Source organism: Sodalis sp. (in: enterobacteria), from assembly GCF_047607725.1.
In the GTDB taxonomy this organism is placed as follows: domain Bacteria; phylum Pseudomonadota; class Gammaproteobacteria; order Enterobacterales; family Enterobacteriaceae; genus JBLKSS01.
On record NZ_JBLKSS010000142.1, the window covers coordinates 1 to 14,264 of the forward strand.

The following is a 14,264-nucleotide window of genomic DNA, read 5'->3' on the forward strand; positions in this document are numbered from 1 at the left end:
CTGGCCCATCTTCACCAGTGCCAGCTAGACGGAACCTACCTAAAACAGCTTAAGCAGTTAGAAAAAATAGAGTTACTGCTCTTGGACGACTTGGGCCTGGAATCAATGAGTCCGATACAGGCAACGATGCTGTTGGAGGTGATGGAAGATCGTTACGACAAAAGCAGCAGTATCCTGATCAGTCAACTGCCGGTAAAAAAATGGTATGGACTGATAGAAAACCCCACGGCAGCTGACGCGTTACTCGATCGGCTAGTACACCCCAGCTATCGACTGGAGCTTAAAGGCGAATCACTACGCAAAGAGCAAGGAGTAGCCAGCACAGGAAAAATAGACTAAAACTGAGTCAGAAGATGAGCGAACATGTGATCGAATATCACTGGAATGGGTGATCGGAAAATATCGGAATAACTGATCGGATGTCGCCGGAACAGATGATCGGATACGTCGGAATCTGCAGGAGCTGATCCCTTTGTGCCATCCGCTGTTGCTCAGCAAGGTAGAGGTGCTGCTCACCGCGGACACCGAGCGGCACCGCGGGCGAATTGAAGCACTCTGCCGCCTGACCGGTAAAACCGGCGTGGAGATGGAGGCGCTGACCACGGCCTCGGTGGCCGCCCTGACGATTTACGATATGTGCAAGGCGGTGCAGAAGGATATGGTTATCGGCCCGGTGAGGCTGTTGGCCAAAAGCGGCGGCAAATCCGGCGATTTTACGGGGGACGACGCGTGATTACGGTGTTGTTTTTTGCCCAGGTCCGCGAGCTAACCGGCGCCGAGCGCTTGACGCTCGAAGCGGGTTTCCCCACCGTGGAGGCCCTGCGCCAGGCGCTGGCGGCGCGCGGCGACCGCTGGACGCTGCGCTGGAGCCGTGCAAATTGCTGGCGGCGGTCAATCAAGCGCTGGTGCCGGCGGATCACCCACTGGCCGCCGGCGATGAAGTGGCGTTTTTCCCGCCGGTCACCGGAGGCTGAATGGACGGTACCTTAATTGAGGTCGGCGTGCGGGATTTCGACGTGGCGGCGTTGTATGGCTGGTTGTCCGCCAGTGATACCGATGGTGCGGTAGTCACGTTTACCGGCAAAGTGCGCAACCATAATCTGGGCGCCGATGTCAGTACGTTGACCCTGGAACATTATCCGGGCATGACCGAAAAAGCGCAGGCGAAAATCGCGGCGCAGGCGCGTGCGCTGGCCGCTGACGCGGGTCGCGCTGCTGCACCGCGTCGGCGAGCTCGGTGCCGGCGAGCGCATCGTCTTCGTCGGCGTGAACGGTGCCCACCGCGCCGCGGCATTCAGCGCCGCCGAATATATGATAGATCTGCTTAAAACCCGAGCGCCGTTCTGGAAACGGGAAACCACCCCCGCCGGCAGCCGCTGGTTGGATGCGCGCGCCAGCGACCAGCGGGCGGCCGAACGCAGGGGGGAGGATCACCCGCCGGGTGAGACAGACGGTATCGGCTGAGTATTTGCCGCGCGGGGCGCCGCGGACGAAGGGGATCTTCTTCGCCGACCGCACTTTTATGGTATGCTTGGCTAAGGTGGGTCGTCCGCGCGGCCTGGGATGTTTCGCCCGCGTGCGGCCTAGAATATTTCGCTACCACAAAGGTGATAGTCATGGACCGCTTTCCCCGCTCTCAGGGCTCCATCGTAGAACGCGCCAATAGCGCGGTGCAGCCGTTTATGGCGCAGGTCTACGGCTGGATGACCTGCGGATTGCTGTTAACCGCCTTCGTAGCCTGGTACGCCTCCCGCACGCCGGTGCTGCTGCAATTCATTTTCTCAAGCCAGATAACCTTTTTTGGTCTGATCATTGCCCAATTGGCGCTGGTATTTGTCATTTCGGGCATGATTAACCGCCTCAGCGGGGCGGTGGCGACATCGCTTTTCATGCTTTATTCCGCCCTGACCGGGTTGACGCTTGCCAGCATTTTCATCGTCTACACCGTGTCCTCCATCGCCAGCACCTTTGTGGTGACCGCCGGCATGTTTGGCGCCATGACGCTTTATGGCTATACCACCAAGCGGGATTTGAGCAGCTTTGGCAACCTGCTGTTCATGGCGCTCATCGGTATCGTGCTGGCATCGCTGGTGAATATCTGGCTGAAAAGCACCGCGTTGATGTGGGCGGTGACCTATATCGGCGTGCTGGTCTTCGTGGGACTGACCGCCTATGACACCCAGAAACTGAAAAACATGGGCGCGCAGCTGTCGTTGGAAAACAAAGACCAGTTCCGCAAATATTCCATCGTCGGCGCCCTGAGCCTGTATTTAGATTTCATCAATCTGTTTTTGATGCTGCTGCGTATTTTCGGCAACCGCCGTTAAGCCGGAGCTATTGATATCATGTGCGATCTTGCCCAACGGTTGGCCGCTATTCCCCGGCTGGATATTATCGGCCCGCCGACGCCGCTCGAGCATCTCCCCCGGCTGTCGGATTTTCTCGCGCGGGATATTTTCATCAAGTGCGATGATCTCACTCCGCTGGGCCTGGGCGGCAACAAGCTGCGCAAGCTGGAGTTTCTCGCCGCCGATGCCCTGCGTCAGGGCGCCGATACGCTGCTTACCGCCGGCATCATCCAGTCCAACCACGTGCGGCAGACGGCGGCGCTGGCGGCCAAGCTCGGGTTGCATTGCGTCGCGCTGCTGGAAAACCCGACCGGCACCGACAGCGGTAACTACCTGACCAACGGCAACCGTCTGCTGCTGGATTTGTTTCAGTGCGAGGTCATCTTGTGCGAAGCCCTCACTCAGCCCTGCGTCTGGAGGCGCAGGGTTTCCGACCTTATGTCGTGCCGGTGGGCGGCTCCAACGCGCTGGGTTCGCTCGGCTATGCCGGTTGCGCGCTGGAAATTGCCCATCAGTGCCAGGGAGTGATTCAGCCGGACGCGGTGGTGGTGGTGCCTTCGGGCAGCGGCGGCCCGCATGCGGGGCTGGCGGTCGGGTTGACCGCCGTGCTGCCGGAAACGGCGCTCATCGGCGTTACCGTTTCGCGCCGCGCGGAACAGCAGCGCCCCCTCATTGCGGGACTCATCGCGCAGGCGAGCGAACAATTGTCGCTGGCGCCGCCGGTGGCGGAAATTTCCTTCTGGGACGAGTATTATGCCCCCGGCTATGGCGTAGCCAACGACGAGGGGCGCGAAGCGATTGCGCTGATGGCGCGTCTGGAGGCATCGTGCTGGACCCGGTGTATACCGGCAAGGCGATGGCGGGGCTTATTGACGGCCTGGAACGCGGTCGCTTCCCCGACGGGCCACTGGTGTTCGTACATACCGGCGGCGCGCCGGCGTTGTTTGCTTATCATCATTTGGAGACCCGATGAGCGCTATTGAAGTTAAAGGCCTGGTGAAGTCATTCAACGACCATAGGGTGCTCAACGGTATCGACCTCGCGGTGAATCCCGGCGAAGTGCTGGCCATCGTCGGCCCGAGCGGATCCGGTAAAACCACGTTACTGCGCAGTATCAACCTGCTGGAAACGCCGGACGGCGGCAGCATTCAGGTGGGCGATATTACCATTGACGCTAACCGTCCCCTCAGCGGCCAGAAAGGGCAGATCCGCGCCCTGCGCCAGCAGGTAGGGTTTGTGTTTCAAAATTTCAACCTGTTCCCGCATCGCTCGGTGCTCGACAATATCATCGAGGGGCCGCTGGTGGTGAAGAAGGAGCCGCGCGAGGAGGTGGTCGCGCGCGGGAACTGTTGGCCAAGGTCGGGCTGAGCGGTAAAGAAGAGGCCTTCCCCAAACGGCTTTCCGGCGGCCAGCAGCAGCGGGTGGCTATCGCCCGCGCGCTGGCGATGCGCCCGGTGGTGATTTTGTTCGACGAACCCACCTCGGCGCTGGATCCTGAACTGGTGGGTGAAGTGCTGAGCACGCTCCGCGCGCTGGCCGAGGAGCGGCGCACCATGGTTATCGTTACCCACGAGATGGGGTCCGCCCGCGATGTCGCCGACCGCGCGATTTTCATGGATGAGGGCAACATCGTTGAGTAAGGCCCCGCGCGCGAGGTCTTCGCGCATCCTGGCCATGAGCGCCCCTGGCTATTTCTCAATAAATTTCTCGGCGCTTAGTCGCGCGGGCCCGCCGCGCCGCGCTTATCGCCGCTGCGGCGGGAAGGATTACAGTTATTTACCGGATACTCGTGCCCAACGGCCGGATATTTTGCTACAATCCCGCTATCGTTGTTTTGTCCGTTCACCATGGTAAGGCTTTGCCTCCCATCTGATTATCTCCCTGAGCGCGGTTTCGGCCGGCGTCGTCGGGGCGGATCTGGAGTTTTTCAGTTTATGTCATTTGATTCACTTGGCCTGAGTGCCGAGATTTTGCGCGCATTAGCGGAAAAGGGCTATCTCGAACCGACGCCGGTTCAGCAACAAGCCATCCCTTATGTATTACAAGGCCGCGATATCATGGCCAGTGCCCAGACCGGCACCGGCAAAACCGCCGCCTTTACCTTACCGATACTGCAATTGCTCGACCAGCGCCCAGCGCCGACCGGTAAACAGCGCCGGCCTGTACGGGCGCTTATTCTGACGCCGACCCGTGAGCTGGCGGCGCAGATCGGCGAAAATATTACCGAGTACAGCTCCCATCTCGGCCTGCGCTCTCTGGTGGTGTTCGGTGGTGTCAGCATCAACCCGCAGATGATGAAATTGCGTGGCGGCGTGGAAGTGCTGGTGGCGACGCCAGGGCGTCTGTTGGATTTGGCTCAGCAGCGTGCGGTCGATCTTTCCCAGGTGGAAATCCTGGTGCTGGATGAGGCCGACCGCATGCTGGATATGGGCTTCATTCACGATATTCGCAGGGTGATGAAGCTGCTGCCGACAAAACGTCAGAGTCTGATGTTTTCCGCGACCTTCTCCGATGAAATTAAAACGCTGGCGAACAGCCTGCTGGATAATCCGGCGTCGGTTGAGGTGGCGCGTCGCAATACCGCGTCCGAGCAAATAACCCAGTTTGTGCACATGGTCGATAAGAAGCGCAAGCGCGAGCTGCTCTCTGACATGATCGGTCGTAACAACTGGCAGCAGGTGCTGGTGTTTACCCGCACTAAGCACGGCGCCAACCATCTGGCGGAGCAGCTTAACAAGGACGGCATCACCGCCGCCGCGATCCACGGCAACAAGAGCCAGGGCGCACGTACCCGGGCGCTGGTGGATTTCAAACAGGGCGGCATCCGCGTCCTGGTGGCGACCGATATTGCCGCCCGCGGTCTGGATATTGATCTGCTGCCGCACGTGGTAAACTATGAGTTGCCCCAGGTGGCGGAAGATTATGTTCATCGCATCGGGCGCACCGGCCGCGCGGCGGCCACCGGCGAAGCGCTGTCGCTGGTGTGTGTCGATGAGCTGGGCCTGCTGCGCGATATCGAGCGTTTGCTGAAAAAGCCGATCCCGCGCATCGCGTTACCGGGCTACGATCCAGACCCTAGCATCAAAGCTGAGTCCATCCAGCAGGGGCGGGGTAGCGGTCGCGGCGGCAATTATGCCGGTAACGGCGGCACGCACAGCGGCAATCGATAATGCCCGGTAAACTGATGCCCGCGCGGCGGGCGTCAGTGCTCTGCGCCTCGCACTCCGGGGCAAGTTAGCCAGGCCCCGGCGGTGGCTTTTTCCCGGCCGACAGCTGGCGGCCGACGCGCCGCATGTGCTTGGCGCATGCCCTGGGCGCTTGCGCTTATCTGTTGCTTTTCGCGGCGGTTTTCCCCTACTACTTGCGCCCCTGCTATTAATCGGGTGGCGTTATGCGTGTCGTGTTGGCTCCGATGGAAGGTGTGCTTGACGCGCTGGTCCGCGAGCTGTTGTGCGAAATAAATGATTACGATTTGTGCATCACCGAATTTTTGCGGGTGGTGGACGGTCTGCTGTCGGAAAAATCTTTCTACCGGCTCTGCCCTGAATTGCACCGAGACAGCCGGACGCCTGACAGCACCCCCGTGCGGGTGCAACTGCTGGGGCAAAGTCCGCCTTGGCTGGCGGAGAATGCCTGGCGGGCGGCGGCGTTGGGATCCTGGGGTGTCGATCTCAACTGCGGCTGCCCGTCGAAAACCGTCAACGGCAGCGGAGGCGGCGCGACGCTGCTAAAAGATCCTGAGCTGATTTATCAGGCCGCGAAAGCGATACGCGCGGCGGTTCCTGCCGGTCTCGGTCAAGGTACGCCTGGGCTGGGATTCCACCGGCCGCAGCCTGGAAATCGCGGTACACGGCCGCACCAAAGCGGATGTTTACCGTGCCGAAAGCATCGACTGGCCGGCCATCGCGGCGATCCGCCAGCGTTTACGCATTTCCGTTATCGCTAATGGCGAGGTCATGGATTGGCGGAGCGGACAATTGTGCCTGGCGGTCTCCGGGTGTCAGTCGCTGATGATTGGACGCGGCGCTCAGCGTGCCCAACCTGAGCCGAGTGGTCAAATACCAAGCGCCGCCGCTGTCCTGGCCACAGGTAGTCAGACTGCTGCAAAAATACAGCCGCATGGAAAAACAGGGTGATACCGGGCTGTATCATGTCGCGCGCATCAAACAGTGGCTTAACTATTTGCGCAAGCAGTATGCCGAAGCCGGCGAGCTGTTTAGCACGCTTCGCGCGCTGAAAACCTCTTCGGCGATAGGTGATGTGCTCAGCCGCCTTTCCGACCAAGCGCAATGACTTTCTGCCGCGGGCAAACACCTCTTTCCTGACCTGTTTCCACGCCGGCCACTATCCTTTCCTACGTATTGAGCGCGGCATTGCCGCGCTCACCAGTCTCGCTTGCCTGTTCAAAGGACGATCATGAAAGACAACGCGTTGCGCAAGACAGTTATTTTGCAAAATTTGCCCGTACAACTCCCCGGCCTGGAGATTTCGCCGCTGTTTCGTCCCGCCACGGATAAAGCGCTGCACAATGTGTGCTATACCGATTACACTTCGGCGGAGGATTCCCGGCAAAAACACGCGCATTATGAACATGATGACATCGTCGACATTGATTTTATCTGGCATCCCCACACCACGCTGGCTAGCTGCGTGCCGAGCCACCAGCGGTTCGACTGGGCGGTGGCCTCGCACGTTCTGGAGAATGTCCCGGATCCGCTGGGGTGGATACTGGAGGTGCTGGCGGTACTCAACGACGGGGCGATTTTTTCACTGGTATTGCCCAATAAACGCTATTGTTTTGACCGGTTTCGTCAAACCAGCAGCGCGGCGCAGTGGTTGCAATGGTGGTTGACTCGCCAGCGGATACCGGCGCCGCCGCAGCTGTATGATTTCCTGCACCATTGCACTTCCGACGACGGTGAGATGTATGAGCGGTTGAAGGATTTGACCCCCGAAGCCTACCAGAACACCCGGTGCCCGCATTATACGCAGCAGCAGGCGCTGGAATTCGTGCTGAACGCCTGGACTACCGGCCACTATTTTGATGCCCACTGCTCGGTTTTCACTCCCGAAAGCGCCGTGGCGATATTGGCCGAGGTGGTTGAACTGGGCATTTTGAACGTCGCGGTGTCCGCCCCGCAGCAGTACGAGGATGATTTTTATATCCAACTGACCAAACTGGGCGAACCGGCGCTCTCTCATCCCGGCCCGGGCGCATCAGGTGCGCCTGCCGGCGACCCGCGCGTTTGACGTGGCGCGTGCTCTTTCCCTCTAACGGCTGAAACACGGGCCGCGGCCCCTTTTGGGCGGGCGCTTGGCTCACCCCTCGCCAGGTCGGCATTGCTTCTTATCCCGCCATCCACCGCTAGCCGGTCGAGGGTGAGCGTCATCTTCATCCACCGGTGGTCAAATAAGGGGACCGCGCGTGGTTCCGCCTTTGCCGCCCGCCACCGTGACGGCGCATGTCATGTTTTGCAGCACCTACAGGCTTGAGGATCCCCGTTCTCGGCTATCGATCTAGAACGTGGTGACGGCCGCCTTTTTTGCCCAGGGAGTATTGGCCTGGATATGACCGCAAAACCGTTGGGTTGCGCGCCACGACGGCTTTACCAAAGCCGGCCGGCGCCAGTGGCGCGAAAGGCGGGTCTCTCTTTCACGCTAGCATGTTGTCCATGGCGCAGCGTATAAAAGTGGTCATAGCGTTTTCTTATGACCAGACAGAATAATGTTATGCGCTTAAGTACGTAGTGGCGGCGAGGATCCTGTGTAACACTCTGATTTCGGGCGGAAGTGCTGTGGGCGGGGCGTGACGCCCCACCATCAATTACTCCCAGGATGGGCGTTTGCGCTCAGGTGATAATAAGATCGATAAGGAAAACCGATGGCTTATTTTAGGCAGAACTCCAGGTTGACCAGGGCGGCGGGCGCCCTGCTTATGTTAAGTCTCGCTCCCCTGGCGGCGCGGGCGGATCAGTTGGCGGACATTCAGCGCGCGGGGGTAGTGCGCGTCGCCACCTTCGACGCCAATCCGCCGTTTGGCGCCATTGATGCCAAAACCTATCGTATTGTCGGTTATGACGTGGATTTCGCCCGCGCCATCGCCGATGCGCTCGGCGTGAAACTGGCGCTGGTGCCCACCAATCCCGCCAACCGCATACCCTTGCTGCAGTCTGGCAAGGCCGATCTGATTATTGCCGACATTACGATTACGCCTGAGCGGGCACAAGTGATTGATTTCTCAATTCCTTACTTTGTCACCGGTCAGCAATTCCTGGTGCCGGCCGCGTCGTCGGATAAGCTGGAGGACTATGCCTCGGCCAGGATCGGCGCCGTGAAGGGCACAACCGGCGAACAGGCGCTGCATCACCGTTTTCCCAAAGCCCGGGTACTGGCCTATGACGATATTCCGCTGGCGCTGTCGGCGCTGCGCAACGGCAATGTCAAAGCCATCACCCAGGACAGCACCATTCTGGCGGGGCTGTTGGCCGGCGCGCCGGATAAGGCAAACTACAAGATTTTGCCGGAGTTGCTAAGCGAGGAGCAAATCGGCATCGGCGTTAAAAAAGGGGAGGGCGCGCTGTTGAACGCTGTCAATCAGCAGCTTATCGCGCTTGAACATAGCGGGGAGGCACAGCGGATTTACAACAGCTGGTTTGGACCGCAATCCCCGGCGCCGCAACCGCGGTCGTTCACCATAACCTCCCGTTAACAGGCGGTGCCGTGGTGAAGTCATTATATGTCCCGGCGGCAATGTTGCCGCCGGGGGCGGGCGATGTTTCGGTAGCGGTGGAGTTTCGCCGGGTGGGCAAAGTTTTCGGCCAGCAGTCGGTGCTGCGGGATATCAATTTCCAAGTAAACGCAGGGGAAGTGGTGGCGATCTGCGGGCCGTCAGGCTCCGGTAAGTCCACCTTGATCCGCCTCATCAATCAGCTTGAAACCCTGAGCAGCGGCGAGATTTTTGTTCACCAGCGCTCCACCGCCGGACTGCGCGGCCGACAACTGCGGGCGCTGCGTACCGGCATTGGTTTCGTCTTTCAGCAGTTTAATCTCTATACCCATCTGACTGCACTGGATAATGTCGCGCTGGCCCTTATCAAAATTCAGAAGTTGAGCGTGGCCGCGGCGCATCAGCACGCGCGCGAGAAGCTGCGCCAGGTCGGATTGGCGGACAAGGCGCAGCATTTCCCCCATCAGCTTTCGGGGGGCCAGCAGCAGCGGGTGGCTATCGCGCGCGTGTTGGCCACCGATGCCGATATTATTTTGTTCGATGAACCTACCTCGGCGCTGGACTCCGAGATGATCGGCGAAGTGTTGGCGGTGATGCGCGATTTGGCCGGCAGCGGGATGACCATGATTGTAGTCACCCATGAGATGCAGTTCGCCCGTGAGATAGCCGATCGGGTGGTATTCATGGACGGCGGCGAGATCCTCGAGCAGGCCGAGCCGGCGTTATTCTTCACCCGGCCGCAGCATCCCCGCGCCCAACGTTTTCTGGAAAGGGTGCTGTCGCCGCTCGGCACCGGGGAGCCGACACCCTTATGATTTGGCATCCTGATTGGGCCGGCGTGCTGAACGGTCAGCCGTTGGCGTGGATTGGTACCGGCTTTGTCACTACCTTGCTGGTGACGTTGGTGGGGTCGCTTTTGGCCACGGTGATGCTGCTGCTGCTCTTGGCGCTGCGTATGATGCCGGGCCGTACCGGGCTGTTGCTGGTGGCGGGCTGGGTTTCGCTCTTTCGCAATACGCCTTTGCTGGTACAGCTGTTTTTTTGGTATTTTGCCGCCTGGAGCGCGCTGCCGGTCGGTTGGCGCGACTATTTGGCCGACGACCACCGCTGGGCGACATTGCTCGGCAATCTTCCTTGGCTGACGCCGGAGTTTATCTGCGCCGCCTGGGGGTTGGCGGTGTTCAGCGCGGCTTACCTGCTTGAAGAGTTGCAGGCGGGGCTTAACGCCCTGCCGGCGGGGCAGCGCGAAGCGGCGATCGCGCAAGGTTTCAGCCGCCTGGCGATGCTGCGTTACATCCTCCTGCCGCAGGGGGTGCGTAACGCTTGGCAGCCCCTGGTTGGTCAATACCTCAACTTGATGAAGCTCTCCTCCCTGGCGTCCGCCATCGGCTTTGGCGAGTTGACTTATTACATCAGCCAGATTGAAAGTTACAATGCCCACGCGCTGGAGGGGTTCGCCGTCGGTACCGCGCTGTATCTGCTGCTGGGGCTGGCGATGGGCGCAATTTTGCTGCAGCTGGGCCCACGGCCGCATCGGCGCGGTGCGCGGGAGGCCGGTCATGAATTTTAATTGGGCGGTGGTGCAGGATAATCTGACGTATCTGCTTTGGGGCAGGGTGGCGGAAGGGGAACCCGGCGGCCTGCTGCTAACGATCCTGATAGCGCTTGCTGCGGGCGTCATCGCCCTGGCACTGGGTGTGCTGCTAGCGGCGGTGGCCTGGCGTTACGCCGGCTGGACGCGTCGCTTACTGTTTGTCTGGGCGGATCTTATCCGCGGTATCCCGCTCATTTTCGTGATTTTCTGGCTTTACTTCCTGCTGCCGGTGGCGTTCGGCCATTCTCTGCCCGGTGCGGTAACCGTCACGCTGGCGCTGGCCTGGTTTACCTCCGCGGCGGTCATGCACGCGACGCTGGCCGGTCTGCGGGCCTTACCGACGGGTCAGGTGGAAGCCGGGTTGGCCAGCGGTCTTAGCCATTGGCACGTCCTGCGGTTGATTCTGCTGCCCCAGGCCTGGCCGAATTTGTTGCCCTCCTGGACCGGTTTGCTAACGTCGCTGATTAAGGATACGTCGCTGGCGTTTATCGTCAATGTGCCGGAGCTGACCACCGTGGCAGGCCAGGTCAACAGCCGGCTGCAGATTTATCCGGCCGAAATCTTCTTGCTGGTCGGCGTGCTGTATTATGTCTTGTGCGCATCGCTCACCGCGTTGGCGGCCTGGTCCGGTCGCAGCGCCGGGCTGCGTCGCGGCGGCGAACGCCGCCCGGGGGCTTAAGGCGAGCGGCGGCAGCCTGGATAGTGGTGGCGCTGCATAAGACTTTCGTGCTGACGCCGTTTCGCGTTGCGGCCTTCCCGCACCGGCGAACGCTATTGGGGTGAGGCGAACGGCGGCCTCGCTATAGGCAATGCCGTGCGCTCTGATGGCGTTGCTTCGGCGCTACTCGTTCGCCTGCAGCCAATGGCGCAGCAATGCGGTTAACTGCTGGCGCTGCGCCACATCAAGCGGCGCCAGCAGGCGTTGTTCATTCTCTACATGGGCGGTCATGGCGCTGTCGATGAGCGCCAGCCCAGCGTCGGTCAACCCGACTTTGCAGCTGCGGCGATCGTGCTCATGGGGCTGGCGGTAAATCAGCCTGCGCGTGAGTAGCTTGTCCAGCCGCACCGACATGGCGCCGGAGGATAGCATCAACGTTTGATACAGCCGGGTTGGCGTCATCTCTTCCCCGCTGCGGCGCAGGGTAGCGAGTATATCGAACTCTACCGGCTCCATGCCCGCGCGGGCATGGAGCGCATTGACCTGGGCGCCGATCAGGTTATTCATCCGGGCAAGACGGCCGACCAGACCCATGGGCAGGCAATCCAAATCCAGGCGCTGGCTGCGCCATTGTTCGAGTACGCGGTCGACATGGTCCTGGTTCATCATTTCCCCCGACAGTGCATTGATCAAAAGATACTTGAGAAGCTGAAATGTTTCAATCATTATATCTTTTATAAAAGATACTTTTTGGAAAGATAAAATGCCTATTCTCCCCGCCTTGCTTGCTCCGATACTGTGGGGCAGTACCTACGCGACGGTCGGATTGTTTTTGCAAGAATAATCTCCCGTCTGGGTGGCGGTCTGGCGCGCGCTACCGGCCGGTATTCTGCTGTTGCTGATTCACCCAACCAAACCGCCGCTGCCGGCGAAAAAAATGCTGGCGCTAAGCTTTTGCAATATTGCGGCCTTTTTTCTGCTGCTTTTTATCGCCGCCTACCGGTTGCCGGGATCGATTGCCGGCACACTAAGCGCCACCATGCCGCTGCAGATGATGATGCTGCGCTGGCTGCAGGAAGGAAAAAGGCCGTCTTGGTGGATGGCGCTGCTGTCATTGGCCGGTATCGCCGGCGTGGCGTTATTACTTAATCCCTCCTCGTCACCGGATCTGGTCGGGGTAGCGGCGACGCTGTTGATTGCCCAGTCCACGTTGTGGATGAGTCGCTGGCAATACCGGGATGCGCTGGCGCTGACCGCCTGGCACTGCTGCTCGGCGGCATCATGTTGCTGCCGGTGGCGCTGGCGGGGCCGCCGCCCCTGCCGCGGCCACACGCCTGGCCGGGACTCATTTGGCTGGTGCTGGCCAACAGCGCGCTGGCGTATTGGTGCTGGGTATGGGCGCTGAACCGCTTTGGCCCCGCGGTGATGTCGATAGTGTCGTTGCTTAATCCGCTGAGCGCGGTGATGCTGGGGGTCATGCTGTTGCCGGAGCGGTTGTCGTGGCCGCAGTGGCTCGGTATCGCACTGATTTTGCTCGCAGTGCTGTTGATGAAAATCCCCACTGCGCTGCGCCGGCCCGTGCGTGCAAAAGCGGCTAAGGGCGTACCGCCCGCCGCCGCCGCGGACAGGCCAGGGGGCAGGCCGCAGCAGCGGTGATAGCACGGCGCGCGGGCGGGGGGATCGATCCTGGCGGGCTCTCACGGCAGGGTGCCACTGTCCGCGGCAGGTCAAGGCCAACGTCGCAGAAGCGCCGCCGCGACCCGATGAGGCGTCAGGTCGGCACGCCCGAGTGAGCCGCCGCGCGGCGGACGACTTTTTACCGCCGGTGCGGACGACTTTTTACTGCCGGTACGGATCACCTCCGCAATCCGATTGGCAATGTCCTGTTCATCGCCAAGAAAATAGCGGTGACGCGGCGCTATCTCGTCATCGAATTCGTAAACGATAGGCACGCCGGTCGGAATATACAGCGCCGTCAGGGCATCTTCTTCCAGACCGTCCAGGTGCTTGACCAACGCCCGGATAACGTTGGAATGGGACACGAGCAGGACGTGTTCACCGCGCCGCAGCCGGGGCACGATAACCTCGCGCCAGTAGTCGATGACACGCTGCTCGGTTGCCGCCAGGCTTTCGCTGAGCGGTTGGGTCGCGGCGGGCAGCCTGCGGTAGCGGGCATCGCGTCCGTGGTGGCGCGGATCGTCCGGCAGTAACCGCTTTATTTAATCCTTCCAGCGCGCCATAATGGCGCTCGTTCAGCCGCCAGCTTTTCTCCTCCGGCAGCCAGCTTTGGTCCAGTTCATCGAGCAACAGCCAGAGCGAATACACGGCCCGAATCAGCAGCGATGTACAGGCAAAATCGAAGCGGTAGCCGTGCTGTTTCAGTAGCCGCGCCGCCTCGATAGCCTCGATTCGTCCCCGTTCGGTCAGTTTGATGTCGGTCCAGCCGGTAAACCGATTTTCCCGATTCCACAGACTTTCGCCGTGGCGCACGATCACCAGACGTTTTGCGGCCGTCGCCGTCGTTGCAGGAGTCATTATCATAAATCGTTTGGTTACCTGGCGGGCATAAGCGCCACATTAACAATTTTACGTCTGCAGAGTATGGCTTAAACGTAAGCGTACGCCCAGCGCCGTCTGTTAATTCCCCATCAAGTTATTAGAGATGATGTCCATTATTTTTTTAATGGGCGCAATTCATGAAACAAACCCCACCAAAACCCTCAAGACGTCGTCCAAATTTCCCGCTGGACTTTAAAATTGAGCTGGTTGAGCAGGCGCTCCAGCCCCGGCGTATGCATTGCCAAGCTGGCACGGGATAACGGTATCAATGACAATTTGCTGTTCAACTGGCGCCAGCTCTACCGTCAGGGCAAGTTCGGTGTCCAACCTAAAATCCCCACTACACAGCAGGCTGAGCTACTGGCGGTTACACTCACC

At 60.2% G+C, this 14,264-nt stretch carries 11 protein-coding genes and 8 pseudogenes; 17 read left to right on the plus strand and 2 right to left on the minus strand.

The features are described from left to right. The 14 genes and pseudogenes from ACMX3H_RS12990 to ACMX3H_RS13055 form a co-directional block, all read left to right on the plus strand. A partial coding sequence (locus tag ACMX3H_RS12990) for an ATP-binding protein (protein WP_415211133.1) occupies positions 1-339 on the plus strand: 339 nt, incomplete at its 5' end. Positions 340-460: 121 nt separating this feature from the next. Beyond that, positions 461-733, plus strand: a pseudogene (locus ACMX3H_RS12995) (cyclic pyranopterin monophosphate synthase MoaC); the annotation flags it as partial. Continuing rightward, a pseudogene (moaD, locus tag ACMX3H_RS13000) lies at positions 730-974 on the plus strand (molybdopterin synthase sulfur carrier subunit). The pseudogenes ACMX3H_RS12995 and moaD, both read left to right, overlap by 4 nt. After that, a pseudogene (gene moaE / locus ACMX3H_RS13005) lies at positions 975-1,464 on the plus strand (molybdopterin synthase catalytic subunit MoaE). Between the two features lie 152 nt (positions 1,465-1,616). Further along, entirely contained in the window at positions 1,617-2,327 is a 711-nt protein-coding gene (locus ACMX3H_RS13010; protein ID WP_415211134.1) for a Bax inhibitor-1 family protein, read from the plus strand. 18 nt (positions 2,328-2,345) lie between these two features. Next, positions 2,346-3,321, plus strand: a pseudogene (locus ACMX3H_RS13015) (D-cysteine desulfhydrase). After that, positions 3,318-4,066: pseudogene (gene tcyN / locus ACMX3H_RS13020) on the plus strand (L-cystine ABC transporter ATP-binding protein TcyN). Before ACMX3H_RS13015 ends, tcyN begins: the two co-directional pseudogenes overlap by 4 nt. A gap of 216 nt (positions 4,067-4,282) precedes the next feature. Continuing rightward, a complete protein-coding gene (gene rhlE / locus ACMX3H_RS13025; protein WP_415211135.1) occupies positions 4,283-5,518 on the plus strand; it encodes an ATP-dependent RNA helicase RhlE in 1,236 nt (411 codons plus the stop codon). A 221-nt stretch (positions 5,519-5,739) separates the two neighbouring features. Continuing rightward, a pseudogene (gene dusC / locus ACMX3H_RS13030) lies at positions 5,740-6,641 on the plus strand (tRNA dihydrouridine(16) synthase DusC). Between the two features lie 123 nt (positions 6,642-6,764). Continuing rightward, the gene (locus tag ACMX3H_RS13035) at positions 6,765-7,598 is read left to right on the plus strand and encodes a methyltransferase domain-containing protein (RefSeq protein ID WP_415211136.1); all 834 of its coding nucleotides are present in this window, start codon (positions 6,765-6,767) and stop codon (positions 7,596-7,598) included. A gap of 631 nt (positions 7,599-8,229) precedes the next feature. Then, a complete protein-coding gene (locus tag ACMX3H_RS13040; RefSeq protein WP_415211137.1) occupies positions 8,230-9,057 on the plus strand; it encodes an ABC transporter substrate-binding protein in 828 nt (275 codons plus the stop codon). Positions 9,058-9,098: 41 nt separating this feature from the next. Beyond that, entirely contained in the window at positions 9,099-9,890 is a 792-nt protein-coding gene (locus tag ACMX3H_RS13045; protein WP_415211142.1) for an amino acid ABC transporter ATP-binding protein, read from the plus strand. Further along, complete coding sequence (locus tag ACMX3H_RS13050) at positions 9,887-10,645, plus strand: amino acid ABC transporter permease (RefSeq protein ID WP_415211138.1); 759 nt, start codon at positions 9,887-9,889, stop codon at positions 10,643-10,645. Before ACMX3H_RS13045 ends, ACMX3H_RS13050 begins: the two co-directional genes overlap by 4 nt. Then, entirely contained in the window at positions 10,635-11,348 is a 714-nt protein-coding gene (locus tag ACMX3H_RS13055; protein ID WP_415211139.1) for an amino acid ABC transporter permease, read from the plus strand. The genes ACMX3H_RS13050 and ACMX3H_RS13055 overlap by 11 nt, the downstream gene beginning before the upstream one ends. A gap of 162 nt (positions 11,349-11,510) precedes the next feature. Here ACMX3H_RS13055 and ACMX3H_RS13060 read toward each other — a convergent pair whose 3' ends face one another. Next, a complete protein-coding gene (locus ACMX3H_RS13060; RefSeq protein WP_415211140.1) occupies positions 11,511-12,053 on the minus strand; it encodes a MarR family winged helix-turn-helix transcriptional regulator in 543 nt (180 codons plus the stop codon). Positions 12,054-12,183: 130 nt separating this feature from the next. Here ACMX3H_RS13060 and ACMX3H_RS13065 point away from each other — a divergent pair, with 130 nt between their 5' ends. Then, on the plus strand, positions 12,184-12,732 hold the full coding sequence (locus ACMX3H_RS13065; RefSeq protein WP_415211141.1) for an EamA family transporter: 549 nt from the start codon (positions 12,184-12,186) through the stop codon (positions 12,730-12,732). Then, positions 12,621-12,983, plus strand: coding sequence for an EamA family transporter (locus tag ACMX3H_RS13070; protein ID WP_415211143.1), 363 nt, complete (start codon positions 12,621-12,623; stop codon positions 12,981-12,983). The genes ACMX3H_RS13065 and ACMX3H_RS13070 overlap by 112 nt, the downstream gene beginning before the upstream one ends. A gap of 179 nt (positions 12,984-13,162) precedes the next feature. Here the strand turns inward: ACMX3H_RS13070 and ACMX3H_RS13075 are convergent. Then, a pseudogene (locus tag ACMX3H_RS13075) lies at positions 13,163-13,862 on the minus strand (2,3-bisphosphoglycerate-dependent phosphoglycerate mutase); the annotation flags it as partial. Between the two features lie 191 nt (positions 13,863-14,053). Here ACMX3H_RS13075 and ACMX3H_RS13080 point away from each other — a divergent pair. Further along, positions 14,054-14,264: pseudogene (locus ACMX3H_RS13080) on the plus strand (transposase); the annotation flags it as partial.

Excerpts from the sequence above, each read along its gene's own strand:
- ACMX3H_RS13040 (WP_415211137.1), top strand. The coding sequence starts at position 8,230 with ATGGCTTATTTTAGGCAGAACTCCAGGTTGACCAGGGCGGCGGGCGCC.
- ACMX3H_RS13010 (WP_415211134.1), top strand. The coding sequence starts at position 1,617 with ATGGACCGCTTTCCCCGCTCTCAGGGCTCCATCGTAGAACGCGCCAAT.
- rhlE (WP_415211135.1), top strand. The coding sequence starts at position 4,283 with ATGTCATTTGATTCACTTGGCCTGAGTGCCGAGATTTTGCGCGCATTA.
- ACMX3H_RS13055 (WP_415211139.1), top strand. The coding sequence starts at position 10,635 with ATGAATTTTAATTGGGCGGTGGTGCAGGATAATCTGACGTATCTGCTT.
- ACMX3H_RS13050 (WP_415211138.1), top strand. The coding sequence starts at position 9,887 with ATGATTTGGCATCCTGATTGGGCCGGCGTGCTGAACGGTCAGCCGTTG.
- ACMX3H_RS13060 (WP_415211140.1), bottom strand. The coding sequence starts at position 12,053 with ATGATTGAAACATTTCAGCTTCTCAAGTATCTTTTGATCAATGCACTG.
- ACMX3H_RS13035 (WP_415211136.1), top strand. The coding sequence starts at position 6,765 with ATGAAAGACAACGCGTTGCGCAAGACAGTTATTTTGCAAAATTTGCCC.
- ACMX3H_RS13045 (WP_415211142.1), top strand. The coding sequence starts at position 9,099 with ATGTTGCCGCCGGGGGCGGGCGATGTTTCGGTAGCGGTGGAGTTTCGC.